Consider the following 24442-nt stretch of genomic DNA (forward strand, 5'->3'; position numbering starts at 1 on the left):
GAGATGGGTATAAGAGACAGGTCCCGTGCCGATCGAGGCCGCCCCCGCATCAGGAGCGGCCTCGATCGGCACGGGACGGACCGCCTTGGCCACCGCCTCGGCCAGTTCCAGCCCGCTCACCGGCCGCGGGCCGGCGATGTCGTACACCCCTGCTCCGCGGGTCAGAGCGGCGATGACGGCAGCGGCGACGTCCCGCACGTGCACGAGCTGCCCCGCCTCGCCACCGGCTCGCAGCGGCCGGTTCAGCGACGACCGCAGCACCTGCTCCGTCACCGTCCCGCCCTGCGGCATCCCCGGCCCGTACGGCTCGCCGAGGCGCAACACCACCGCCTCCTCGACTTCGATCCCGCGCGAGCCACCTGGGCTGAGCAGGATCTTCCGCCCGGCGAAGCCCGAGAAGGCCGCTCGCGCCAGCCGTACCTCCTCGGCCGGGTCGGCTTCCGGGTCCGGCGCGCAGACGTGCACCACCGCGTCGGGATCACGGGAGGCCAGGTAGCCACGGTCGGCGAGCGCCCACGTGACCTGCTCGTGCAGCCACGTGTCAGCCCCCGTCACGGCCACCGTCTGTCGTTCGAGAGTCTGCGGAGACGCCGCGAGCCCCGCCGCGAGCCCGTTCCGTGCGACGTCGTGGAGCTCGTCCGACAGCCGGGCCAGCTCGCGAGACCCGAGCTCATGACAGAGCCCGCCGGCACCCATGGTCCCCAACGCCCGATCCAGCACCCGACGATCCCCCGAGCTCTCTTGGACCACGCCCATGGTGAAGGCCGTGAGCCAGAGCGGCCACCAGCGGCCTTCGAAACGCGCCCGCAGGCTGCCGACGTCGAAGCCCCGCCCGTCCAGGTAGTCCTCACAGCGGATGTCCCGCCACCCCGAGGCGCCGGGCACCGCGCACTGCGCCACCCCTCGCTTGAAGAACGGGATCGCGGTCAAAGACCCGAGCACCCGATCCTCACCGGAGAGCGGCTCGTCGGCGAAGAAGCAGGGCGAGCGCCGCAACCCCTGGAAGTCGTTCTCCACCAGACTCGCCAGGTCCTCGTGCTCGGCCAGGCTGGGCACCGCGACGTACACCGGCACGCCGGCCTGCCGGAGATAGCGGCCCATCAGTACGTCGTCCGGCCACGTGTCGCCCCGGTCGCGTGCCCATTCCACGTACCCCTCGGCCACCCACCGGGGCAGCAGCAGCGCCGCGACGGGTGTGTACTCCCCGGCCCCGCGCACCCAGCGCGCCCCGGCGAGCGCGCCCAGCCGCACGGCGGCGCCGTTGCGCGAGTTCCAGAACGCGAACAGCGCGAGCGCCGCGTCCGGCATGGCCTGGGCGGCCATTGCCGCCCGCTCGAAGAACGTGTCCGACAGCACCATGTCGTCATGGAGCAGCACGTGGTGGGTGGCTCCCTCGGGAATGCTCGACCACGCCAGCAGCGACGTCCGGAACGCCGACGGCCGCCCTCCCGGATCCGGATCGGTGACCACGTCCAGGACGCCGCCCGCCAGGCTGATGGCCGCCTCCCTGCGCTTGGGATGCGCCATCACCGCCCCGGTGAGCGTCACGTCCCCAGGCATGTGCCTACCGAGAGGTCGCCGGACTCCAACAGGGTCAGCGCGTCATGTTGTCCGGCGTCCTCCCACTGAGCCTCGCGGACGACCAGCAGCCCGGAGCCGCACGCCACCAGCACCCCGGCGCTGCCGGTCGACCAGACCGGCGCCAGCACGGTGCCCGGCGGCTCTCGGTGCTCACCCCACTCGATGAGGTCGGCGCTGTGCACGAGCAGCTTGCGCCCGTCGACGAAGGTGAAGGCTCCTGGGTACGGCGCGGCCAGCGCGCGTACCCAGTCGTAGACCTCGTTCGCGGGTTTGGACCAGTCGATCAGGCCGTCCTCCGGCCGCCGCCGCTCCCACACCGATCCGCCCGGCGGCTGCGGGCGCGCCACCACCCGGCCGGCGAGCAGCAGCGGGACGTACTCGGCGAGCAGCTCGATGTTGATCTCGGTCACCTTGCGGTACACCTCGGTGACGTCGTCTCGGCGGCTCACCGCGAACTCGCGCTGGGCGATGAGCTCGCCTTCGTCGGCACCCTCGTTCAGGAAGAACAGACTGACCGCGCTCGACCGGATGCCCTTGATGATCGTCCAGGGCAGCGGAGCCCGCCCCCGGCCCTCGGGCAGCCGGGTGGGGTGCAACCCGACCGAGCCGAGCGGGCACGCCGACAGCAGCGGTTCGCGGACGAGCTGTGACCAGCCGGCGACCACGAGCAGGTCGATGCCCAGGTCGGTGACCAGCTTGTGCGCCCGGCCGTCGTTGATGTCGGCGGTCTCCAGCAGCGGGATGTCGTACTTGGCCGCCGCCTCCTGCAGCGGTGCGTAGCCCGAGCGGTGCCGTAACCGGGGCGGGTAGCCGATGAGCAGCGACGGGGGAGTGCCCTGAGCGGCCAGCACGTCCACGGCCGGTGCCGCGAACTCCATACCGGTGCAGAACGCGAACGTCTTCACAGAACCACCCTTACAGGACCTCCCTCAGCACGCCGAACGCCTCGGCGTACGTGACTCCGATCTCCGCGCCACGCAGCGTCGCCAGCGCCGTCACCGACTCCTCGCTCCTGATGTGCGGCGAGGGCCGGTGCTGGCTCTTGTAACCGCGCAGCGCCTCCAGCTTGCGCTCCATGTGGGCGCTGATGTCGCAGTAGGCCGTCGAGCGCGGCATCGGCTCAGCCGCCCACTGGATCTTCGACATCTCGTACAGCAGCACGGTCGGCACGAGCCACTTGCCGAACTGCTGGGCGATGGGCCTGGCCGCCGCGAACCCGGCACCGAACACCGCGAGATGGTCCTGGTCGTAGTCGGCGAAGCTCGGCAGCAGCAGCAGGTCGGGCCGCCGCTCGTTCAGGGCCCGCTCGAACAGGTCGACCAGCTCCCTGCGCGGCAGCGTGTCCAGCCGCTCGGTCAGGTCCATGTCGCCGTACGCGATCTCGTAGGAGAAGCCCAGTGTGGCCTGGACGGCCTCGATCTCGTCCAGTCGTTGCCGATAGGTGGTGGCGCCGTCGAGGCCGTAGTGCCGCATGCCGTCGACCGCCAGATACAGGACGTGGACCTCGGCCCCCGCCCGGACCTGCGCGGCGATCAGACCGCCACAGCCGAGTACCTCGTCGTCGGCGTGGGGAGAGATCACCAGCACCCGGTCAAAGCGGCGCATTCGCTGCCCTCCGGTCCTCGCGGGCGCGATAGTACGCGGCGGTGCTCAGGATCAGCTCGTCGAGCGCGATCCTGGGCTGCCAGCCGAGGCCCGTCGCCGCCCGCAGCGCCGGGATCTTGTGGAACGACTCCGCCTCCGCGTAGTACGGCCCGTGCACGCTCCTGCCGTCGACGCTGACGATCGGCGACGCGCTGCCGAGGAGGTCCTTCACCCGATGGGCCAACTCCATGATGGTGATGGCGTTCGCCGGGTTGCCGACGTTGATGACGATGTCGTCGCTTCCCAGCGCCGCGTCCATGTAGTCGATGAGGAACCCGGTCAGGTCGCTCGCCGCGATGAACGCCCTGACCTGCTCGCCGCCCGCGAACACGGTGATCGGCTTCTCGGCCAGCGCCTGCTGGACGAACGTGGGCATGACGAACCCGCCCGCCCGCGACTGCCGCGCCCCCGCCACGTTGAACGGCCGGATGACGACGCCGCGCAGGCCGTGCTGGCGGCTGTTGGAGACCATCGCCTCGGCCAGCGTCTTGGCGATCGCGTACTCGATGCGGGTGTTGTACTGCGTCGGTACGACGATGTCGTCCTTCTCGTCGAGCACGCCGCTGCGCCCGTACACCTCGGCCGAGCTGAACAGGCACAGCGGCGCACCGGCGCCGATGCAGGCGTCGATGACCGGTGCGGTGCTGCCGATGATGTCGTGGCCGAGCCGGCCCGCCCTGGACAGGATGCTCGCGGGGCCGACGTATGAGGCCGCGTGGATGACGCGGTCGGCGCCGGCGAAGTCGCCGCCCGCCGCCAGGTAGTCCTCCACACGCTGCCGGACGACCGTGCAGCGGGGGTCGGCATCGTAGTCCTCGCCGTCGATGACCGCGCCTGCGTTGGAGTCGATGATCGTTACTCGGTGGCCCGCTTCGAGATACGCGTCCACCAGATGTGAGCCGATGAAACCGAGACCGCCCGTGACGATGACTTCGCCACTTGGAGCTCCCACGAGCCTGCCTTTCCCACGAAGCCGCGATTTCGAGGAAACGGCCACACCGGGCTTGCGTCGTCCCGGTGGTACCTAGCGTGGGATTAAAACAGTTTTCGCCACGCTTGTCACGTATGGCATAAGTTTTCACCACTGGTCATGATCTTGGATCGAGGGGCCTCTGCTGGGCGGCAGGGCACCTTGGCGGCCGGCCGATCAGAAAGACCGCGTGATGCATGAGGGCAGGCTGGCAGTCGTCGTCGGTTCAGAGGCGCACCACCGCGGTGTGGGCATGCCCGCGGCTGCCACCGACTTCCACCTTGACCGCGCGCTTGGCCTTGCGCACGCTGCGGTCGCTTTCCTTGACCGATTTCACCGGCCAGGGCAGCGTGATCTTCACCTCGTCGGCGGTCCTGGACGGGTCGGAGACCGCGAGCCGTACCCGCTTGTGGTCGCGGCGGATCAGCAGCGTGCATGGGCCGTCGGCGGTGAGCGGTCCATCCGCGGTCTCGACGGTCCCCGCGCGCCAGAAGACGGCGGCGAGCACGTCGTTGCAGGAAATGGCCTGCACCGCTCCGGAGTTGGCGAGGATCTCGATCCGCCGGCCGTAAGCCGCGGTCTGCGCGATGGAGGCGTCGGGCAGTACGGCATAGGCGTAGCGTGCCTTGCGCGGATCGACGCCGTGGTCGATGAGGATCGTCGTGTAGTGCCTGGTGGCGGGGGCCTTGTCGCCTCCGGTGGTGGCACCCTTGTCGATGTCCCGCCAGCGGCCGGTGCGCTTCTTGCGGATCACCTTCGCGTCGACGCCGTCGAGCAGCGCGTAGCCGGCCACACCGGACAGGTGGACCCAGCCGTCGCCCCGGGTCAGCGGCGGATGCCAGTCGTGGGTGTTGCGGTTCTCCACGATGGTCTCGATGCGGCGGCCATCGGAGGCGGCGATGCCGGTGCCGAGGGCGATCACCGCGTCATCGAGAAGGAACCACGCCTTCTTGGCCCGCAGCGAGGAGCCGTCGGCGATCAGCTTCATGGCCGCCACGCCGTACTCGCCGTCGAGTGCCACGCCGCCCGCCCACGGGGTGGGTGGCAGGCGACGCTTGTCGTGCGGGAGCTCGGCGCGTCTGCGGGTGTCGACCGTCGTGCCCGGCAGCCGGTACGGGTCGATCGTGGGCCACAGGTCGTCGTTCCAGTGGGTGAGGTCGCCGGTGTAGAGGCAGGTCATGCCGTCGCCGGTGTACCAGCCGTGCAGGTTCTCCCGGTTCATGGCCTCGGCCGCGCCGATGCGCTCCGAGCTCATCGCGATCGCGTAGGCCCAGGTGGGACGGCGGTGCACGACCCGGTCCATGTCGGCGAAGATGTACGTGCCCGTCGTGCGCGGGCCGACCGGCACCGACGGGTCCGCCAGCAGGGCATTGGCTTTTGCGATGCTCGCCGGCGGTGCGAGCGTGCCGTAGGGGATGGCCTGGTTGCGGGTGAGCCAGCCCTTCACCAGCGGTCGCCAGCGCTGGGCATAGCGCTCGGGTGCCGCCTCCAGCAAGGTGAGGATGGCCTCGACCGCTTTCTGCCCCGAGTGGTAGTCGCGGTGGCCCTGCACCGAGATCTGCCGGCCGCGTACGCAGTCCATCATCAGCCCGTCGAAGATGAACGGCGCAAACGAGCGATCCACGATGTCGTAGACGTTCCCGATCCGGGTGATCTCCCACGGTGACTTGGAGAGCATGGCGATCAGCTTGGCCACGCTCTCCAGGTAGTCCACGCCGTAGCTGCCGGTGTAGGGGTACACGTCGTGCTGGATGAACGACCCGTCACGGTAGAAGCCGTCGCCTGGGCCCGCGGTCGGCCGCAGCAGGTCGGAGACCGCGTCCCTGGCCCGCTTGATGAGGCGTGCGTCGTGGGTGAGCAATCCGCGCATCGCCACCGCCATGGCCTTGCCCGCCCGGTTGGCGCCGGTCTCGACGACGCCGGGGTGGCTGACGCGGCGCTCTGGGTCGGGGCACCAGTGGCGCAATGGGCGCAGCCAGCGCTCGAGGCGGTCCTTGGGCAGGCCGTCGTACAGCAGGGCGCAGGTGTCGGTCAGCGAGCGGGGGACGCCGATCTCCCACCAGAACCAGTTGCTGCCCCGCCGGTCGAGCCCCTCGTGGTAGGCGTGCTCGTACAGGAAGTCCAGCGCTCTGACCGCGGTCTCGGCGACCTGCCTGTCCCGGTGCATGGCGGTGCCCGGCGTGGCCCAGCCCAGCGCCAAGGTGCGCATGCGGTTGTAGGCGCGGTTGAAGTTGCCCGTCCGGGGGTCATCAAGCGGCAGGTCGGGCCACAGGCTCGGGCGGTCGGGGGCGGGCTTCAGCTTGCGCAGCACCGCATTGGCCGAGCCCTCGACCGCCTGCGTCTTGTCGGTGTAGGCGGACTCGTACGACCCGCCGGCCAGCAGGCTCACCCACCGCTCACGCGCGGCGTCGAACGCGGCGGTGCCGGCCGCCTCGGCCGGTCTGTCCCACAGGGCGAGGCCGGTCACGGCCGCGGTGCTCAGCAGGGCGGACCGCCGACTGAGGGGGTGGGTCATGAAGGCCTTTCCGACAATCGGGCGAATATGAGATGAAAAGATCATATATCGACAGGCGGGTGGATTATTTCGACTCTGCGACGGTGAGCCGGCACACGAACGTCGCCGGGAACTGTGCGGTACCCGCCTCAGGGGTGATAGCCCGGACCGATCAGCCGACAGCACCTCTCGGTGTGAGGCGCTGCTCGGCATCGCCGCGGGCCGGCTCGACTCCGAGGGCCTGGACAGCGAGCGCACCCGCGCCGGAACAGGGTCCCCTGGGCGTCATCTCACGACGCCGCCGAGGACCTCCCGGTGCCCGGCGGCCCCGCGAGTCGCTACGCGTCGGCAGCGACAAATCGGATCGCCATGTATTGGCGCGCAGGCAGGGGGACCCGGAAGCTGCCCGAGTATGTGCCGGGAAGCGTTTCGACGGTCATGTTCCACGTGTCGATCACGTCGACCGTCCAGACCGTGCCGGGCTCCATCGTGACATCGCGATACGACGGCCGGTTGAAGCCGAAGTAGGCGATCAGGTAGCGCGATGCCACGCCGCCCCAGGGGGTGTCCCAGTCACCCGGCAGTGGGTCGAGCACGCCGGTCGGTGACTCCTCGACGATCCGTCTGAGAAAGGCGATCCGATCCGGACTCGAGCCGACGAGCTCGCCGCCTTTGGACCACCACAGCTCGTCGCGATCATTGAGGTAGGTCTCCCCGTGTCCGACATAGCCGCCGCGCACAGCGCCTTCCCAGAACCGCCGGGTCATCTCCTCACCGGTGATGGCCGGTTCGTCTACATGCGAGCCGCCGCCGAGCGGGCCAACGGCCCGCTCGAGGAATACACCCTGATGCCCACGCATATGCGTATCCGGTTCAGCCCTGCCGAACTCACAGGCTGGGAGCCGGCCGAGCCGTTCTCCTTCACGAAGGGGGTGCGGACGATGCGGATCCCCACGGACCGCAGCATGATCAACTCCTGGCAGCACGGCAGCCTGCTGTTCGACCTCGAGACCGACCCGGCTCAGGAACACCCGGTCGTCGATGACGACGTGGAGCTGCGCATGCTGCGCCTGCTGGCCCAGCTCATGCACGGCAACGACGCGCCGCGCAGTCAGTTCGAGCGGCTCGGCCTGCCGTACGAGGGCGAACCCGGGCCCGAGCACCTGCTGGTGCGGGCGCAGGCCGAACGGGCGTCCGCCACCGCGGAGCCCCTGCCCGAACGGGCCGACCTCCCCGCACCCGAGCTGCTCACCACACCGCTGCGGCGATTGATGTCCAGCGGTGCGGCCCGGGACGTGCTCGACCGCCACGTCCCGGGCTTGACCGACACCGAACTGCTCAACCTGCCGGCCGGGGCGACCCTGCTGCAGCTGGCCCGGGCCGCGGTCATCCCCTCGGACGCTCTGAAGGCACTTGCCGAAGATCTGGCAGCGTTCCACTGACCGATCCAGGGCACCTTCGTTGCCGGGTCCGGATCCGACCAGAATGGCCGGAACTAGATCACTGGGCGCCATGGTGCGTCCACCAACCGCGCTGGGTGGTCAGGGGTGCCAGGTCAGTGCAGCCGTCCGGCCCGCGGCGCCGGCGCGAGTGGTCAGTGGTGGTCGGCGTAGTGCCGCGCGAGCAGGTCCCCGCCCCAATCGTTACGCAGGTCGCGCCATACGGAGTGGATGTGGTTGGCGTCGTCCTGGGTGTTGTCGTACTCCAGCAGGAACGTGGGCCCGGCGACGCAATAGTAGTGGCCCTGTCCTCGCCGGTCGGATCCCGTCCACGCGAACGTCACCTTGTCGAGGCCGGCATCGAGCGCGTCCCGCCAGCAGGTCTCGCCATACCAGCCTGGGGCGCGATCGAAGTAGCGGCGGACAAGCCGTTCGAGAAGATCCTTCGACGGCGTCGACATGTCTGCGTAGGACAGCCCACGGGGGATGCGGCCGAGATCGGTCACGGGGTCGTTGCGGGTGAGGATGTCGTCGAAGGCCACCTCGCCGGTGATCGCGATCGATCGCTGGTGCGGCGCGAGTTCGGCGAGCAGAGCCCGGCCCATTTCCTCCTCGTCGACGAGCAGCCGCAGACCCCGCTGCGGTCCGGACATGACCATGGCCGGCTCGGCGCCCAGGAAGCTCGGCGTGACGGCGATCGAGTCGCCCACGACCGTGATGTGCACCGCGAGGTGGTGGCCGTTGATCCGCCACGCCCATGGGTCCGCCCCTCCCGGCTCGCCGAACACCCGAAACCAGTACCGGTCGCCGTCGATCTCGTCGACGCCGGTCACCAGGCGGCGCCGGACGCGCTCAAGCTCGATGACGCCTCTCGCTGCGCGCGCACCGGCCACGCCGCAGCCAGTGTCGAGAAGGGCGAGCGCCAGCTCCTGCTGCCCGGAGGTCATCGCGACCAGCGGCAGCCCCGGACGGGGACCGGGGAGATAAGACCACTCGGTGCGCTCGGGGGAGCCGAACTCCGCCGTCGCCGCGGCCCGCCGCTCGCTGTCGAGCGAGTCGAGGAATCGCAGCACCGCCTGCCGCATCACATGCACGTCATGGGCGCTCATGGAAGGTTCCTTAAACGGGTGGAGGTGTCGTGGAGATCAGAACACGGTCTCTGACGCCATGAACCGCAACATACTCCATTAAAACGACATCACATGGTGTGCTTTTGCCGGCAGTCGCCTCCACCGCGAGACCGAACTTGCCGTCCGGCTCCGACAGCGCGGCCGGGCCCGTTGACCTGTCTCTGAACGTTGACCCGGTGATCGATCACGTCACCGCACCCAAACAGTCTCGATGAGCTTGGCGGCCTCGGGCGCCTGCCGTACCCCTGCCTGGTAGACCGGCGACCAAGCGGCACGGTTGCTGAGATCGACGCCGAGGGCTTCCTGCGCTGCCAAGTCCGGCGCGAGCCGAACCGCCGTTCCGTGCTGTGGCGTGTTCGTGGGGAACAGGTGGGCCAGCGGTTCGATGACGATCGCCGCCTGCGCGCCCGCGGCGAGGTCGGCGTTGGTACCCGACCTGAGTGCACCGTCCATGTAGCGCCGACCGTTGATCGTGATTGGCGGGGCGCTGCCGGGGAAGGCGGAGCTCGAAGCCACCGCCGTCACCAGGGCCACGCCACTGGATTCGTCCCATACCAGCGGCTCGCCGGTTTCGACGTCCACCGCGGGGATCATCAGTCTGCCCTCGGGCCACGTGCGGGCCCCGATCAGGAACTCCATCCGCGCCAGGTGCGCCTCCTCGGCATCGGTCTCGGCGGCCAGCGCCAGCCGGCCGACCCGGCGCAGCGCCTCAGCCGGCTCCAGCGCGGAGTCACCGAGGATGGCGAACACCTGGCCCAGCCGCTCGTGATCCGTCTTGACCGTCGGCTCACCGTCCGGATCGGGCAGCACCGAGAGCCGTTCCAGGTCCTGCCCCGCTGCCAGCGCCGCACCAACAATCGCCCCCGCCGACGTGCCGACGATCAGATCGGCCTTCGCAAGGTCGAATCCCTCGCGTCGCAACCCGCCGACCAGCCCGGCCATCCAGGCCGTTCCCAGCATCCCACCAGGCCCGAGCACTACCGCTGTCTCTTGTCTCATGGCCATCAGCCTGCAACGTCAAGTCCACTTGAGGTCAACATCATCCTGCACTTCCTGCACGGCCGGCGGCGTCGACCCGCTCGTTGCCGTGGACGCGCTTGGCCGACGCTCGCCAGCGGCGGGCACTGTGCGCCAAGGTCTGGGGCTGGAGGTAAGGCCGCGATGACGCCCTGCCCGGCTCGGCTCACCAGGTCTTGCCGGCCTGCTCCTGGATCGTGCGGTTGATCCGGTTGAAGAAGTTGGTCAGCGCGATGTCCAGGATGATCGCCGACAGCTGCTGCTCGTCGAAGTGGGCGGCGGCGGCGTCCCAGATCTCGTCGGTCACGCCCGGCGCGCCGTCCTGGATCCGGGTCGCGGCCTCGGTCAGCGCGAGCGCTGCCCGCTCTCCCTCGGTGAAGAAGGGCGTCTCGCGCCACGTGACCACGTTGTGCAGCCGCTCGTCGGTCTCTCCGTGCTTCTTGGCCGACGCGACCCCGGCAAAGACGCACGGGCTACAGCCGTTGATCTGGCTGGCCCGCAGGTGGACCAGCTCGAGCACGAGCGGGTCGACGCCGCCGGCGTGAATCGCCTTGTTGAGGTGCTGGACTGCTGTGATCACGTCGGGATTCGCCCGGCTCTTCATGCGTGCTTCCATCAGTCTTGCTCCTTCGTCGGTTACCTGTGCCCATCCGGGCCCGTCATCACCCATGACGGAGCAGATCTGAGGAAGGTAACAACATGTCCGACACCAGCCCGAAGGACCCGGTGGCCGAGGCGTTCGAGGCCCAGCGCGACCGCCTGCGCGCGGTCGCCTACCGCATGCTCGGATCGCACGCCGACGCCGAGGACGTGGTCCAGGAGGCATGGCTGCGGCTCTCCCGCCAGGACACGGCGACCATCCACAACTTCGCCGGCTGGCTGACCACGGTGGTCGGCCGGATCAGCCTCGACGTCCTGCGATCGCGCCAGGCCCACCCTGAGGCGTCCTACGACGACCGGCTGCCCGAGCTCGTCGTGACGGTCGACGACGGCCCTGCGCCGGAGGACGACGTGGCGCTCGCCGACTCGGTCGGGCTTGCGCTCCTCGTTGTCCTGGAGTCGCTCGGGCCGAGCGAGCGGCTGGCGTTCGTGCTGCACGACCTGTTCGCGGTGCCGTTCGACGAGATCGGCCGGATCCTCGGCAAGTCCACCGACGCCACCAAGATGCTCGCCAGCCGCGCCCGCAGGAAGGTGCAGGCGACCGAGCGGCCGACGGCCGCCGGGCGGGAGCAGCGAGAGGTGGTCCAGGCCTTCCTGGCGGCGGCTCGCCGCGGCGACTTCGAGGGGTTGCTACGCGTGCTCGACCCCGAGGTGAGGCTGACCGTCGACACCCCCAACGGTGTGGTCGTCATCCTCGGCGCCACCAAGGTCGCCGCCGGCGCAGCCGCGCGAGTCGCTGCCGGCGCAGCGGCGCGAGGGCTGGCGGTGCTCGTCAACGGCCTTCCCGGGATCGTGTCTTGGCGCGAGGACGGCGCCCCGCTCTCGGTCATGGCGTTCACCGTGGTCGACGGCCGGATCGCAGGCATCGCGGTCGTGATCGACCCGGCCAGGCTCGCGTCGATGGACCTGCCGGATCCGGGGTGAGTCACTGCCGAGGCGGTTGCCGCAGTGCGGGGCCGCCGCTGGGCTGCCATGAACGCCAGGTCGTCAGCCCCCGCCCTTGGCGATGTAGTCGGCGGGGTCGTATTGGAGACGAAGTCGCTGGATCTTGCCGTCGGCGAACTTGAAGAACTCGGTGAACCTGACGATCCCCTTGGGCATGTGGGCGTCGTAGAGGACGGCGGTGCCGTCGGGGCCATGGACCTCCTGGATCAGGTCGATCTTGCTGACGTTGGCGATGAACCCCTTGACGCCCTGCCTGAAGAGGGCTGCCCCTGTGACATGTCCAGCGATGGGCCCTTCGAAGTCGAGGTCGTCGGCCAGCAGAGGAACGAGTTCTCGCCCGTCGTCGTAGTCCTCGACCCCACCGGTGACGACCCGGTAGTAGGACTTGATCACAGCGGGCGCGTCTTCGCTGACGATGGTCATGTTGGTATCCCTTCAGGTCAGCTGTGTTGTGGTTGAGAAAGTAAACCATCGAGTGGAGACTTGCAACCACCCCCTGGTAGGCTGAACACATGCGCTCGTACAACCAGTACTGCTCGATGGCCCGCGCCCTGGACCTGGTTGGCGACCGCTGGACCCTGCTGATCGTCCGCGAGTTGCTCACACAAGGGCCCTGCCGCTTCTCCGACCTGCGACGCGGCCTACCCGGCATCGCCAGCAACCTCCTCGCGCAGCGCCTCCGCGAGATGGAGTCGGCCGCACTGATCGCTCGACATGACGAGCCGGCACCGGTCGCCGCGACGCTGATCACCCTCACCGACCGCGGTCAGGACCTCAGCGGCGTCGTCCGCGAACTCACCCGCTGGGGCGCACCTTTGATGCTCGACGCGCCGAACAACGACGAGTTCAGGATGCACTGGTTCTCGCTGCCACTGCGCTACCTGTGCCGTGACGGCACCCCCGACGAGCCGGCGACCACCGTGCGCCTCGGTGACCTGCACGACGGCTGCGACATCATCGCCGAACACGGCCGAGTCGACGTGCGCCGGTGCTCATCTGATCGCCAACCCGATACCACCGTCGCCGCGCCACCTCAGGTGCTCGTCCAGCTCTTCACCGGACAGCTGTCCCTGCGGACGGCCATGACCAAAGGGCTGGTCGTCGACGGCTCCACAGCGGCGCTCGAACGCGTCCTGCCTGGGAAAGGACAGACCGATGTCTGACCGACGAGAAGCGCCTGACCGCGACCTCCTCGATCAGGTCGCCGAAAGCTTCACCGGCGAACGCGACGTGGCTGTCGGGACCATGTTTCGCAGCCCGGGGCTCCGGGTCGGCGGCAAGATCTTCGCCTTCCTGGGCCATCATGGTCAGCTCATCGTGAAGCTCCCGAGCGATCGAGCCGACGAGTTCGTCGAAGCGGGAACCGCTGAGAAGGTGGTCATGGGAAAGCGGACGATGCGTGAGTGGATCGCTTTTCCAGCCAGAGAAGACCGCGCGGCGACACTCACACTGTGGCGAAACGTAGCGCAGGAAGCTCACCAGTACGTCGGCTCCCTGCGACAACCCAGCTGATCGGCCCGATCGGTCAACGAGTTGATCCGCGTCGTACTGCGCCGATCCAGCGTTCGGCGAGCGCGTTCGCTCGGGGCGCGTGACTCGGTGTCGTGATGATGCGGGTGCCGGGTGAGGCTCGTGCCGGTTGGTGATGGCTCTTGGAGGACGCCGCCAGCCGATGGTGTGCCGCCCAGCGCCAGGCGGCGCGCGCGACGGCGGGGACGCCGTCCTGCGTGGAGAAGCAGGTGACCCAGATCGATCAGGAATCGAGAAGCGCCGGCCCCTGGGCCGCCCCTAGCGTGACCGCCATGGACATCACCATTCACGCGAGCTTCCTCCCGCACGACGACCCGGACGCATCCCTGGCCTTCTACCGCGACACCCTCGGCTTCGAGGTACGCAACGACGTCGCATACGGCGGGATGCGCTGAATCTCGGTCGGCCCCGCCGATCAGCCTGGCACGTCGATTTCCGGGATTCCCGTTCGGGACGGCGAGGGCTCCTGCCGTCGATCGACCATCACCAATGTCTACAACCGGCTGAACGTCCCCACCCGGCAGGGTCGCCGGGCTGGGATGGGTTCTTCAGAGGAGGTCCCCTTGAACTGGAACAAGTGGGTTCGGCAGATCCACCGCTGGCTGTCCATTGCCTTTACGGTGACCGTCATCGTCAGTATCGTCATCGTCGCCTTGGGTCAGGAGGAGCCTGCCGTCTGGGTGTTCTACTTGCCGCTGCTCCCGCTCGCCTTGCTCCTGCCCACCGGTCTGTACTTGTTCGTGCTGCCGTATGCCACCAAGTGGCGCAGCGGGCGACTCACCGCTCGCGAGAAATGACCCGGGTGTGCTCGCCGAGAATGAGTCCACTCGGCTGTTAACGGGCCACGCTGCCACCACAGATCTGGAGGTGGCGGTGCGCCTGCGGCACCCCCAGCCGGCGCCATGCTCACGTCGCGCGACGCCCGCGAGGGGCCGCGGGCCTTCGCCGAACGTCGGCCGCACCCGCGTTCGTCCCCCTTCTCGTCCCCCGCAGCCCCGTCTCCGGATGCCAATTGGACCCGGCTGACATAGGTCATCGATCGCTCATCCGGAGCGGGTGAGCCGGCTCGTCACCGACGTCCTGGCTCAACGGGGGTGATAGGAGTAGCCGGCCGCCACCAGCATCCCGCTCACCGCAGACGAACTCGCCGGGCAGATGGTGGAGATGGGCAGGCGGCGCGGTGTGTTCGGGCCGCCGGTGGCCGTGCCGTGGCTCAGATCTCCTTGACGAAGACGATGGCGTCGATCTGGTCGGTGGTGGCCGGGTCGAGGGGGAGGTAAGTGTGGTCGGCCGGGACGCGAGGCGTCGGCTTCCGGTCGAGGGCCGCGGCGAGGCGGCCGGGATCGATGACGGCGCGGGTGTGGGGGAGGGTCGACAGGAGCCCTTCGAGGGTGTCGGGATGGGGGACGTCGGAGCCGCGGGTGCCCAAGGCGGTGGCGGCGAAGGCGTACTGGTCGCCGAGGCGTGTGCCGACGATCGCCCCGGCGCTCCACCACTCCAGCGTCCGGCCCGCCAGGGGGCCCCAGCCCTCCGGCAGCAGCCAGCGGCTCTTGTCTTTCTGCAGGTGGCGGTTGCCGGCGAAGGCGAGGGTGGGGCCGCGACGGGCCTCGCGGCCGATGATGGCGTCGAGGTTGTCGGCCATCATCGCATCGCGCAGGCACATCATCGTGCCGACGCGGGTGGCCGCGGTGTCGGCCATGCCGGCGTGGTAGCGCAGGAGCCCGGCGGCGGTGCGGGCGTGCAGGTCGGCGCGCCACCAGTCGTCGGGGGAGGTGGCGGCCGTCAGGTGGGGGGCGTGCGCGGTGAGCAGCGCGCGCAGATCGTCGGCGATCAGGCGCAGTTCCTTGGCCTCGGGGGTGCGGCCGACGGACTGGGTGGGGTCCGTGGGGGCGGACGGGTTGGTCCAGTGCTCGTCGGGGCCGAGCAGCTCGTCGAGGGTCTCGCGGCTCCAGGGCAGGTCGAGGTGGGCGGCGAGGTAGTCGTGCAGTGCGGTCAGGGCTGGGCGAGGGCCGGCGGGGCCGGTTGTCTCCAGGGGGCCGTCGAAGCCGTAGAAGCGGAGCCGCTCGTGCGGGGGACGCTGCTCGTTGTGGGCGCGCATCCAGCGCAGGAGCTCGCGGTTGGCGGGTGAGGCGCCGAAGCCGTGACTGAAGCCGCGGCTCATCGCGTCGTCGAGGGTCCCGATGCCGTCGGTGACGTACGCGTCGGCGGCCAGGGCCGCCAGGCAGTCGCTCTCAATAGTGATCGAGCGGTAGCCCTCGTGTTCGACGAGGTGGCGGAAGAGCTCGTTGCGCAGCTCGGGGAAGGCTTCGACGCCGTGGGTGGGCTCGCCGAGGCCGAGCAGGCGGGTGGCGGGGGACAGGAGCGCGGTGAGGGCGTCGCCGGTGAAGGGACGGGCGGCGTCCCGGATCGAGGTCATCATGACTTCAACCGTATCGTTGAACCTCTAGTGTAAACTTTGGTGGCATTTCCTGCTGTTGACGAGGACGTACCTTCAAATGTTGTTGCGCGCGCCGCGGCGGCTGGATCGCCCGGTGAGCGAGCGCGGGCAGGCGTACCGTGGTGAGGGAGGCGATGCGCCGCAGGGTGAGGCGTCGCCGCTGGTCAGCGGCGGACTCGATAGAGCAGGTGCAGCACCCGGTCGCCCTGGATCACCACGTGCGGGTCCTCGAGCAGGTGCTGGGCGTCGACCGACCCGAAGTACCGCTTGCCTGAGCCGAAGACCACGGGCACGACGTCCATCGCCACCTCGTCCACCAGGCCGAGGGCGAGTGCCTGCCCGCCGACGTCGCCCGCCGCCACGGCGACGGTGCGCTCCCCTGCGAGTTCCTTGGCCTTCGCGATCGCCTGTGCCACGTCGTCGACGAAGTGGTACGACGCCTCGGGGTGCCATCCGTCGGGCTTGGGCCGGTGCGACACCACGATCACGTGTTCGCCCGCCGGCGGCGACCCCTCCCAGCCGTTGGTGATGTCGAACAGGTGCCGCCCGACCACCAACGACCCGATGCTCGCCCACATCGGCTTGACGTAGTCGGCCGAGACACGTGAGGCCCTCATCCCGCTGCCTTCGACGAGCTCGACGTCGCCGTTGGAGTACCAGTCGAACAGCGGGCCGACCTGATCATCCGCGTCGGCGATGAAGCCGTCCACCGACACGACGTTGTGCATCACCACGGTGCTCATCTCATCTCCCAGGTGTTCGAGGGCTTGACCCTGCTCATGTCGTGCTCTTACTGACGCGTCGAGCGGAGGGAGAGCGGATCGACATCGCGCGCGAAGAACTTTCAAGCGGTCTTGGTGCCGGGAGCCCGTGCGCACGGTCGTGCTGGCCGTCACGGTCGGCGTGCTGCTGCGAGTGGCACCGCGTGGCCTGGCTACGTGCCGGCGCAGCGGTGTGTGGATTCGATGAGGCGGCGGACTCGGTCGTTGCCTCCGTCGATGAGTTCGGACATGCGGTTGGGCACGTAGGCGAAAGCGAGGTTGTTGTCGGGGTCGGCGTAGGCGAAGGCGCCGGTGACCCCGGCATGGCCGAAGGCGGTGGAGGAGCAGGTGCCGGGCCACATCGGGCCGCCGGGCAGCATGAAACCACGGCCGTATGAGGTGTGGCAGCGCAGGATGAGATCCATGCCGTCGGCTTCGACGGTTCGCGCTCGATCGGTTGTCTCCGGGCGCAGCAGCCGGATGCCGTTGACTTCGCCGATGAGCGCGGCATAAAGGTGGGCGAGAGCGGCGGCATTGCCGGCTCCGCCGCAGGAGGGGATCTCCGCCTGGAGGACGCGGACGCCCGTCAGCGGATTGCCGGTCAGCGCGATGGTGCCGAAGGTCGAGCGGTGAAAGAGGGATGCCGGGTCGCAGATGGCTCGGTTGAGTCCCCCGAGTTCCGAGTTGCCGCGCCCTTTCAGGAGCTGCTCCTCGGTGGGCGGTACGAGATCGGCCACCTGCCGGTCCTTGCCGTCAGGCAGGCCGATGTGCAGGTCGAGTCCCAGCGGGGAAGTGATTTCCTTGGCGAAGAACCGTCCGACCGGCAGCCCGGTGACGCGCCGGATGATCTCGCCAATGAGCCAGCCCATGGTCAGGCAGTGATATCCGTGTGCCCGTCCTGGTATCCACGCGGGCTTCGCGGCGGCGAGGGCCTCGGTCACCGGGGTGCCCTGCTCGATGTCGGCGAACGTCAGCGGCTGGTCGACGGCCACCACGCCGGACCGGTGTCCCAGCACCCAGCGCAGCGGGATCTCGGCCTTGCCCTCGGCCGCGAACTCCGGCCAGTAGTCCGCCACCGGCGCGTCGAGGTCGAGCAGGCCCCGGTCCACCAGCAGCATGGCGGCGGAGGCGACGAGCCCTTTGGTGGCCGATGCCAGAAGCGCGATGGTGTCCTGCCGCCATTCGGCGGGGGTGTCCCCGGCGTTCGCCGTCCCGCCCCACAGGTCCACCACAGCCCGTCCGCGCTGGTAGACGGCGACCGAGGCGCCCAGTTCCCGGCCTTCGTCGAAGTTGCGCTCGAAGGCGTCGCGGACCGCGCGGAAGCGGGGCTCGTACGTTCCACCGATCTCGGCCACGCCACCTCCTCAAAACCCTCGGCTTGCTCTGTCGATGGGCCTGGAGCCATCGAGGGGGATGGCGGTGCGCGGTTGCCGTGATAACCCGAGTGAGGTCTGCTCAGTATGGTGCTGAACAGCGACTACCCGGCTAACCTCAGGCGAAACGGGCTCCTGCACACCACCGGTGGTACGCCGCGCCCCATGAGCCGACAAGGACACTTCTCTCCAGCGCCTCACTCCCTGCTGGATATGTTCTCGGCCTCCGCTGTCCGGACTGCCGGCATGTCGGGACTGGCCAATTTCACCTGAGGCGGGCTTTCCAACGGCCGGGCAAGTCGATCTCCGGCCAGGCCGTGACGTAGCCAGGCAGCGGCACGTCGGCGTGGATCACGACCAGCCGCTCGCCGCGAGCCATGGCCTGGCGAATGCGCGTGGGCGGCCGGTCGGCGAAGCGCTGCATGATCCCCTGGGACTCGCAGCCCAGCAGGTAACCGATCTGCACACCGGACTCGCCGTAGACCATGCAGGGCGGCCGCACGCCCTGACGGCGCAGTTCCTCGGCGGCCTCGGCCACCCGCTCCCGTCCCACCACGTGAATCGCTCCCATCCGGTAGGCGTAGGCGCCCTGCAAGGCCAGATGAGCCAGCAGCCCGACGGACACGAGCACCGCCCATGGGCGGCGGTGCCGGGCCAGGGTCGTCATGGCGATGGCCACCGGCAGGGCCAGCAGCGCGTACGCGGGCATCAGGAAGCGCGGCGCGGCGTAGTCGACGTAAAAGAGGTACGGCAGCGCGAGCGCCACACCGCAGACCGCCGCCAGCGACGCCGGGCCCGGACGGCGCTCGCGGCAGGCCGCCCACACGCCCACGCCGGCCATCATCGGGATGGCCAGCCACCAGATCAGCGCGACCGGCGAGACGGGGCCGCAGTCGGCGCCGAACCGGCACAGGCTCGGGCCGTCCAACGCGCGGGCGTGCTCGGTCAGGGAAACGGTCCAGCCGGTGGCGTTGTGTTCGCCTGCGTCCCGCAGCCGCTCGGCCATCCCGCCGAAGGCGAGCACCGCCTCGACCAGCCACAGGCCCCAGCCCACCGCCATCCCGGCCGCGATGCCGGCGAGCGACGGGACCCGTCGCCAGGCGGGTACGGCCAGTGCTGCGGCGGTCAGCACCACGGCGGCCACCAGCGCGTCGGAGGGCCGCGTCAACGACATGACGGCGAACGAGACGGCCAGCCCAACCGGCGCCAGGCGGGAGCGCCCGCCCACCGCCACGAAACCGGTGGCCGCCACCGCGGCCAGCGCGACGTACAGGTTCGGCATGGCCTGTCCGCCGTAGAACAGCGACAGCCAGCACCCGGCGAACAGCAGAGCGGCCAGTGGCACCGCATGGTGGTCGCGCACTCGCAACCACACCGCGAAGGCGGCGAAGAGGCCCACCGAGGACAGCGCGATCAGGTAGAGCCGCAGCACCGCCACCGAATCGGTCACCGCCACCACCGGGGCGACCAGCAACGGCACTCCACGCGCGCGCGGGGCGCTGAAGGGGGCCGGGGGCGCGTGGGCGGCGTACTGGCTGGCGTAGACCGCCTCGTCCCAGCCGATGCCCAGCCACGGGGCGGCCAGGAGGACCTGTGCCAGACCGTACCCGAAGCTCACCAGCATGAGCAGGACCCACGGGCGAGGCAGGGCAGCCCCGCGGAAACCGGTGGCAGGAGGTACACGCGGGTGGATGACGGTCATGACGGGCTCCGAATGACGTGCCGGAAACACACCACGGATACCCTGGTCGCCCTACCTGCCACCTCTCCCGTTTGGACGCTTTACCGGATGGTCGCCGAAGCTCGGCGCTGAGCCGGCCGTCTCGTTGCCGGGCATTGATGCCATGGACGACACAGGTGTGAATCAACGAAACACCACGTCATCACCGACGGGGGCGGCATCCCGCCTCGCCCTGTCGCTGACCGCCGGCACTTGCCGAGCAGCATCGTCCGCGTCATGTCGGCGGCGACCACTCCGCCCCGGCCCGGCCGCGCCGTCCCCGTCAGCCGGGGGTCGCCACTGCCGTCCCTGCAGGAGCCGCGCGGCACCTCGCCGAACCGGGGGTCGTAGGGCCAGTCCGCCGAGGTGTGCTGCCACTTGACCGGCTATGTGGCCGCTGGGGAGAGGTCTGGCGCTGACCCTTCTGAATAGGCGGTCCCGCCCTGTATCGCAAAAAGACGACGGGCTTGTCCGGCTGGGTGGCGTAGCCGGTCCAGCAGGATGCCCTCGCGCAGTGCCCACGGGCAGATCCGCACGCACGCCAGGTCGAAGGCGGCCATCGTGGTGTCGGCGACGATGGCCCCGGCCAGGACCTGCCGGGCGCGAGCGGCGGAGACGCCGGGAAGCTGTGCGCGCTGCCCCGGTGTCTTGCCGGCCAGGAGCTTGATGGCTCCGCGCAGGTCGTCACGGCGGAGCGTGCGGGAGATGTACGGCCCGGTCTTGGCCTTCGGCGCCCCGCACAGCCGGGCGAGCTGGTAGAACGTCTTGGACGTGGCGACCGCGGTGGCGTGATGGACACGGTGCCGGGCGGGAATCTCGCCGATGCCCTTGGCCAGCACGGACTCCACGTGCTCGCGCAGTTGTCTGCGATGTTTCTTCTTGACGTTGTCTGGGTCCGGCAGACGGTGGCGGGTCAGCCGGCCAGCTCCCAGGGGAAGAGACAGGGCCAGGTCAGGGTTCTCGCCGGTGCCGTAGGCGATCTCCATTGATCCTCCGCCGATGTCGGCCAGCAGGATGGGCCCGGCGGACCAGCCGTACCACTGCCGTACGGCCAGGAACGTCAGCCGGGCCTCCTCCTCCGCGTCCAGATAACCCACGTGCACACCGGTGGCCGCCTGGATCTCGGCCAGGATGGGATCCCGGTTGGCGGCGTCTCGCACGGCCGAGGTGGCGAACGGCACCAGCTCATGCACCCGATGACGCGCCGCGACGGCGGCGGCCTCGCTGACGGCCGCGGTCAGCCGGTCGATTGCCGACCGTCCGATGAACCCTTCCCGGTCGGTGTCCTCGCTCAGTCGAATCGGGCGCTTCAGCGTGGCCACAGGTTGCGGCGGGTAGCCCGGCATGAGGTCGGCGACGCGCAGGTGCGCGGTGTTGGAGCCAATGTCGAGGACGGCTAGTCGCATGGCCAGGTGGCTACCCTTCACCGGCACGATCATTCCCTGAGCCGGTCCCGTGGCGGCGCGCTGTCCTTGGCCGGGCCCCGGCGGTGGTTGTCACCCGCCCGGTGCCGGAGGTGCCGGGGCGGAGGTCATGGCGTCGCGGACCTCGGCGGTGTCGGTGAACTGTTCGAAGCGGACGATCTGCCCGCCGCGTACGGTGAAGTGGTGGGCCACCCGTACGTGCAGCGGCTTGCCGGTGGCCCTGTTGGTGGCGGTGTAGCGGGCCAGTACCACGACGTTCTCGCCGTCGACGACGTAGGTGTCGTCGTGGGCGGTCCAGCCATCCCAGTCGGCGCCCAGCCTCTCCATCACGTTCGAGGTGACGCCTTGCGGGGTGCGGTAGGTGCCGGCCAGGGGGAAGCCGGCCATCTCGGTCCACTCCACGTCCGGGGCGAGGGTGGCGCGCAGGGCCTCCAGGTCGCCGGCCGCCGAAGCCAGGTACTGGCGGCGTACCACGTCGGCGGGGGCTGTCGAGGCGGCGAAGTCGGTCATCATGGTCAGCCCCAGCTCATCTCGCCCTTGGCGACCTTCGCGCCGATCTGCGCGGCGATCAGCATGCCGTGATCGGGGTAGCGGGCCACCAGCGCCTCGGTCAGCGTGGCGCCGTCGGGGGCCCTGCCGAGTTCCTCCTCGAAGGCGAGCAGGTAGTCGCGGGTGGCGGTGATGGCCGTGGCGTCGGCGGGGGTGCCGGGCAGGCGGTGGCCGGGCACCACCAGCCGCGGGTCCAAGGCGGCCATCTCCTCCAGCAGGGCGATCCAGGCGGTGCGCTGCTCCGGCTTGGCGGTGTCGGCGACCCACACGTGCTCGTTCTGGAACAGCAGGACGCCGCCGAGGATGGCGCGGTGCTCGGCCTGCCACAGGTAGTGGCGGTCGGGCAGTTCGGCAGGGCCGCCCTTGAGCTCGAAGCGGTGGCCTTCCAGGGTGATGTCGCCGGTGAGCGGGGTGATGTCGACCAGCCGGGTGGGCAGGTTCGCGCCCAGGGCGGCCCAGGCGGTGAGCTTGCCCTCGTAGGAGTGCTGGATGTGCTTGATGACCTGCGGCGTGGCCAGGAACCGCACGTCGGGGAAGGCGTCGGCGACGACCTCGGCGCCGAAGTAGAAGTCCGGGTCGCCGTGGCTGATGACCACGGTGGTGAGCTTCGTGCCGGAGTCGAGGATCTCTGCGGCCAGCCGGTGGCCGTCGGCCCGGGTGAAGCCGGCATCGATCAGCAGGGCCTCGCTCTCGCCGGTGATCAGCGTGGCGGTCTTGTTCTTGCTGCCGGCTGGAAAGTCCAGGTCGAAGACGGCGAAGGTGAGCGTGCTCATCAGAACTCCTTGCGTTCGGTAATTCCCACGGGATGGATCGGGGCCGGGGAGTCAGGAGGTGCGGGCGGCGAGCAGGGCGGCCAGCCGCTGGTCCACCTGGTCGGCGGTGGCGTGCCCGACGGCCAGGGTGACGACGTTGTCGCCGTCGACGGCGAGCAGGGTGGGGAAGGCGTCCACGCCGAGCCGGGCCGCGCGGCCGAAGTCCGCCTCGGCGCCGGCCCGCGCCTGTGGCGCTTGGAAGGCGGTGACGACGGCGTCGGCGTCCACCCCGGCCGCGTCGGCGACCGTCCGGTAGGTATGCGGCGCGGACAGACTGTGCCCGTCGACGTAGAAGGCCCGCTGGAGCGCCGCGGCCAGCTCGACCTCCCGTTCGGGGGCGACCTGGCGCAGGGCGGCCACGCCGCGGGCCGCGGCCTCGGAGTCCATCACGAAGGTCCCGTCGGCGATCAGCCGTTGGTATCCCTCGCCGAACTCCGCGCCGGTCAGCTCGCTGATCTTGGCATTCGCGCCGCCGATATAGCCGAACTCACTGATCGGTACCCGGCGCGCTCCGGTGAACAGGCCGCCCGAGACCACCTCCACCGGCAGGTCCGGGTGCCGGGCGACGACTCTTTGCATCGTGTCGGAGAATCCGTGCGACCAGCCGCAGTAGGCATCGAAGACGTAGACCAGCTTCATGGGAACCTCTGAGGTGCGACACCCGCCTGGTGCGGGTTCTTGCCTGAGAGAACAGTATCTGACTCGTCAGATATTTCCGCGATAGTGTGATTCAGGCCACATCAATGCAGGGCCGCGCCGCCGAGCCGAGCCGGTACGGCGCGGAACCGTGGGCTCAGCGCAGCCGCGGCAGCAGGTCCCGTGCCGCGTGACTGAGAAGCCGCAGATCCTCGGCGAAGCGCTCGCGATGCTCCACAGGGAGCGGCTCCAGGAAAAAGCGCTCGATGTTCTCCACATGCACCCGAGAGGCACGCACTGCCGTCTCCTCACCCAGCGGCGTGAGCCGTACCAACCGGCCGCGCCGGTCGCTCGGATCGTCGACACGCTCCACCAGGCCGGCCGCCTCCATCCGGTCGACCAGCCTCGTCACTCCACCCGTGGTGAGCACCTGCTCCTGCCCGATCGCCCCCATTGACAGCCCCGGCTCACCTGCCCGGCCCAGGATCAACAGCACCTCGAACATCAGATGGCTGATCCCGCACTCCCGCTCCAGCGCCCGCCCGAGGATGTACTCCAGCCGGTTGGCCGCGCCCTGCAACCGTCCGAACGCCAGGATCAGCTCGTGGTCCGCCGCCTCCTTGGCCGTCGAGATCCCCGGCTTCTCACCCACAGCTCCACCACCTCTTCCTCACGCCGGAACCTATCGCGCCGCGGCGATCCCCGGTTCGGCCGGCGACGGCAAGATCTCCAGTGTTGCCCAGGCCGCCCGAAACCCGTCCGATGGCTCAGGAGGAACGCTCCCTCCAGCGGCACGCCGCCGTCCACGCCCTGCTGGATCAAGGCGTCGGGTCACTCAAAGACGCCCGCCGCCCGGGCTGGGCGCTCAACGCCGTCAAACGCTACGCCCGCGCCCGGTCGGCCGGCGAGCTGCGGCGCCGCGCGCTCGTCGGCTGGTCACCCCAGTAACCTTGTCGGCACCCCGCCAGATCCGCGCGCACTCCAGGATGAACGGCGGCTGGTCCGGGACCGTGTGCGCGGTCTCCCAGTAGGCCATCGTGTCGTACATCCGACGGCCATAGAGGTACGTGCCGATCGATCGCATGTGCTCGTTGAGGAACTCGTGGATCTTGACGGCAGGAGGAGGGCGTGTCATGGCGTGGCCCTTTCCGGGTCTGGCCCCAGGTCGTGAACTGCCCCTCTTCCTTGGGTTGGCGATGGCCAGGTCGTGTCGCTCCCGGGCGGTCGGTCGTCGGCTTCTGCCGGCTGCCCGGGTTGCCCGGGTTGCCCGGGTTGCTGGGGTTGCTGGGGTTGCTCGGAGGGCTGGGAGGACGTCGGGTC

25 protein-coding genes and 1 pseudogene are annotated in these 24442 nt (G+C 69.7%); 7 read left to right on the top strand and 19 right to left on the bottom strand.

Annotated features, from left to right (window positions below; translation table 11 throughout):
* The 6 genes from EJK15_RS51975 to EJK15_RS73500 form a co-directional block, all read right to left on the bottom strand.
* On the bottom strand, nucleotides 1-1560 hold a 1560-nt coding region (locus EJK15_RS51975), incomplete at its 3' end, for a hypothetical protein (protein ID WP_206061638.1).
* Nucleotides 1545-2486 (bottom strand): methionyl-tRNA formyltransferase, encoded by a 942-nt coding sequence (locus EJK15_RS51980; RefSeq protein WP_138717882.1) that lies wholly within the window; start codon nucleotides 2484-2486, stop codon nucleotides 1545-1547. The genes EJK15_RS51975 and EJK15_RS51980, both read right to left, overlap by 16 nt.
* 10 nt (nucleotides 2487-2496) lie before the next feature.
* Nucleotides 2497-3186, bottom strand: coding sequence for a PIG-L deacetylase family protein (locus tag EJK15_RS51985; RefSeq protein WP_138717883.1), 690 nt, complete (start codon nucleotides 3184-3186; stop codon nucleotides 2497-2499).
* Nucleotides 3173-4177, bottom strand: a complete 1005-nt coding sequence (locus tag EJK15_RS51990; RefSeq protein ID WP_171075035.1) for an NAD-dependent epimerase/dehydratase family protein — start codon at nucleotides 4175-4177, stop codon at nucleotides 3173-3175. Before EJK15_RS51990 ends, EJK15_RS51985 begins: the two co-directional genes overlap by 14 nt.
* 244 nt (nucleotides 4178-4421) lie before the next feature.
* Nucleotides 4422-6710 carry a polysaccharide lyase 8 family protein gene (locus EJK15_RS51995; protein ID WP_171075036.1) on the bottom strand — a complete coding sequence of 763 codons (2289 nt, stop codon included), beginning with the start codon at nucleotides 6708-6710 and terminating at the stop codon, nucleotides 4422-4424.
* A 317-nt stretch (nucleotides 6711-7027) separates the two neighbouring features.
* Nucleotides 7028-7456, bottom strand: a complete 429-nt coding sequence (locus EJK15_RS73500) for a DUF5605 domain-containing protein (RefSeq protein WP_138717886.1) — start codon at nucleotides 7454-7456, stop codon at nucleotides 7028-7030.
* Nucleotides 7457-7486: 30 nt separating this feature from the next.
* Here EJK15_RS73500 and EJK15_RS73505 point away from each other — a divergent pair, with 30 nt between their 5' ends.
* Nucleotides 7487-8131: a hypothetical protein gene (locus EJK15_RS73505; protein WP_138717887.1), complete on the top strand. Its 645-nt coding sequence runs from the start codon at nucleotides 7487-7489 to the stop codon at nucleotides 8129-8131.
* 152 nt (nucleotides 8132-8283) lie between these two features.
* Here EJK15_RS73505 and EJK15_RS52010 read toward each other — a convergent pair whose 3' ends face one another.
* The 3 genes from EJK15_RS52010 to EJK15_RS52020 form a co-directional block, all read right to left on the bottom strand.
* Nucleotides 8284-9237: a DUF3500 domain-containing protein gene (locus EJK15_RS52010; RefSeq protein ID WP_138717888.1), complete on the bottom strand. Its 954-nt coding sequence runs from the start codon at nucleotides 9235-9237 to the stop codon at nucleotides 8284-8286.
* Between the two features lie 210 nt (nucleotides 9238-9447).
* Nucleotides 9448-10263 (bottom strand): patatin-like phospholipase family protein, encoded by an 816-nt coding sequence (locus EJK15_RS52015; protein WP_138717889.1) that lies wholly within the window; start codon nucleotides 10261-10263, stop codon nucleotides 9448-9450.
* A 178-nt stretch (nucleotides 10264-10441) separates the two neighbouring features.
* Nucleotides 10442-10891 carry a carboxymuconolactone decarboxylase family protein gene (locus tag EJK15_RS52020; RefSeq protein ID WP_138717890.1) on the bottom strand — a complete coding sequence of 150 codons (450 nt, stop codon included), beginning with the start codon at nucleotides 10889-10891 and terminating at the stop codon, nucleotides 10442-10444.
* Between the two features lie 83 nt (nucleotides 10892-10974).
* On the opposite strand from EJK15_RS52020, the gene EJK15_RS52025 reads away from it, so the two are divergent.
* The gene (locus EJK15_RS52025; protein ID WP_138717891.1) at nucleotides 10975-11859 is read left to right on the top strand and encodes a sigma-70 family RNA polymerase sigma factor; all 885 of its coding nucleotides are present in this window, start codon (nucleotides 10975-10977) and stop codon (nucleotides 11857-11859) included.
* A gap of 63 nt (nucleotides 11860-11922) precedes the next feature.
* On the opposite strand, the gene EJK15_RS52030 is transcribed toward EJK15_RS52025, so the two are convergent.
* Entirely contained in the window at nucleotides 11923-12303 is a 381-nt protein-coding gene (locus EJK15_RS52030) for a nuclear transport factor 2 family protein (protein WP_138717892.1), read from the bottom strand.
* Nucleotides 12304-12392: 89 nt separating this feature from the next.
* Between EJK15_RS52030 and EJK15_RS52035 the strand changes: the two genes are divergently transcribed.
* The 4 genes and pseudogenes from EJK15_RS52035 (at nucleotide 12393) to EJK15_RS52050 (ending at nucleotide 14207) form a co-directional block, all read left to right on the top strand.
* Nucleotides 12393-13043 (top strand): winged helix-turn-helix transcriptional regulator, encoded by a 651-nt coding sequence (locus tag EJK15_RS52035; RefSeq protein WP_138717893.1) that lies wholly within the window; start codon nucleotides 12393-12395, stop codon nucleotides 13041-13043.
* A complete protein-coding gene (locus EJK15_RS52040) occupies nucleotides 13036-13392 on the top strand; it encodes a TfoX/Sxy family protein (RefSeq protein WP_138717894.1) in 357 nt (118 codons plus the stop codon). Before EJK15_RS52035 ends, EJK15_RS52040 begins: the two co-directional genes overlap by 8 nt.
* A gap of 290 nt (nucleotides 13393-13682) precedes the next feature.
* Nucleotides 13683-13802 (top strand): annotated as a pseudogene (locus tag EJK15_RS52045) (VOC family protein); the annotation flags it as partial.
* Between the two features lie 171 nt (nucleotides 13803-13973).
* Nucleotides 13974-14207, top strand: a complete 234-nt coding sequence (locus EJK15_RS52050; protein ID WP_138717895.1) for a hypothetical protein — start codon at nucleotides 13974-13976, stop codon at nucleotides 14205-14207.
* 416 nt (nucleotides 14208-14623) lie between these two features.
* Here EJK15_RS52050 and EJK15_RS52055 read toward each other — a convergent pair whose 3' ends face one another.
* The 9 genes from EJK15_RS52055 to EJK15_RS52095 all read right to left on the bottom strand — a co-directional run bounded on the left by EJK15_RS52055 (nucleotide 14624) and on the right by EJK15_RS52095 (nucleotide 23774).
* Nucleotides 14624-15829 carry an erythromycin esterase family protein gene (locus EJK15_RS52055; protein WP_138717896.1) on the bottom strand — a complete coding sequence of 402 codons (1206 nt, stop codon included), beginning with the start codon at nucleotides 15827-15829 and terminating at the stop codon, nucleotides 14624-14626.
* Nucleotides 15830-16011: 182 nt separating this feature from the next.
* Nucleotides 16012-16590 carry a dihydrofolate reductase family protein gene (locus EJK15_RS52060; RefSeq protein WP_138717897.1) on the bottom strand — a complete coding sequence of 193 codons (579 nt, stop codon included), beginning with the start codon at nucleotides 16588-16590 and terminating at the stop codon, nucleotides 16012-16014.
* 191 nt (nucleotides 16591-16781) lie between these two features.
* Nucleotides 16782-17963 (bottom strand): serine hydrolase domain-containing protein, encoded by a 1182-nt coding sequence (locus tag EJK15_RS52065; RefSeq protein ID WP_138717898.1) that lies wholly within the window; start codon nucleotides 17961-17963, stop codon nucleotides 16782-16784.
* Nucleotides 17964-18246: 283 nt separating this feature from the next.
* On the bottom strand, nucleotides 18247-19683 hold the full coding sequence (locus tag EJK15_RS52070; protein WP_171075038.1) for a hypothetical protein: 1437 nt from the start codon (nucleotides 19681-19683) through the stop codon (nucleotides 18247-18249).
* 404 nt (nucleotides 19684-20087) lie between these two features.
* Nucleotides 20088-21128: a Ppx/GppA family phosphatase gene (locus EJK15_RS52075; RefSeq protein ID WP_240777756.1), complete on the bottom strand. Its 1041-nt coding sequence runs from the start codon at nucleotides 21126-21128 to the stop codon at nucleotides 20088-20090.
* A 69-nt stretch (nucleotides 21129-21197) separates the two neighbouring features.
* Nucleotides 21198-21638, bottom strand: coding sequence for a nuclear transport factor 2 family protein (locus EJK15_RS52080; RefSeq protein ID WP_206061639.1), 441 nt, complete (start codon nucleotides 21636-21638; stop codon nucleotides 21198-21200).
* 2 nt (nucleotides 21639-21640) lie between these two features.
* Entirely contained in the window at nucleotides 21641-22447 is an 807-nt protein-coding gene (locus EJK15_RS52085) for an MBL fold metallo-hydrolase (protein ID WP_138717900.1), read from the bottom strand.
* A gap of 51 nt (nucleotides 22448-22498) precedes the next feature.
* Complete coding sequence (locus EJK15_RS52090) at nucleotides 22499-23125, bottom strand: DsbA family protein (RefSeq protein ID WP_138717901.1); 627 nt, start codon at nucleotides 23123-23125, stop codon at nucleotides 22499-22501.
* 154 nt (nucleotides 23126-23279) lie between these two features.
* Nucleotides 23280-23774, bottom strand: a complete 495-nt coding sequence (locus EJK15_RS52095) for a MarR family winged helix-turn-helix transcriptional regulator (RefSeq protein WP_138717902.1) — start codon at nucleotides 23772-23774, stop codon at nucleotides 23280-23282.
* A gap of 110 nt (nucleotides 23775-23884) precedes the next feature.
* Between EJK15_RS52095 and EJK15_RS52100 the strand changes: the two genes are divergently transcribed.
* Nucleotides 23885-24070, top strand: coding sequence for a hypothetical protein (locus EJK15_RS52100; RefSeq protein WP_138717903.1), 186 nt, complete (start codon nucleotides 23885-23887; stop codon nucleotides 24068-24070).
* Nucleotides 24071-24442: the final 372 nt, after the last annotated feature.

Source organism: Nonomuraea basaltis, from assembly GCF_005893125.1.
Classification (GTDB): domain Bacteria; phylum Actinomycetota; class Actinomycetes; order Streptosporangiales; family Streptosporangiaceae; genus Nonomuraea; species Nonomuraea basaltis.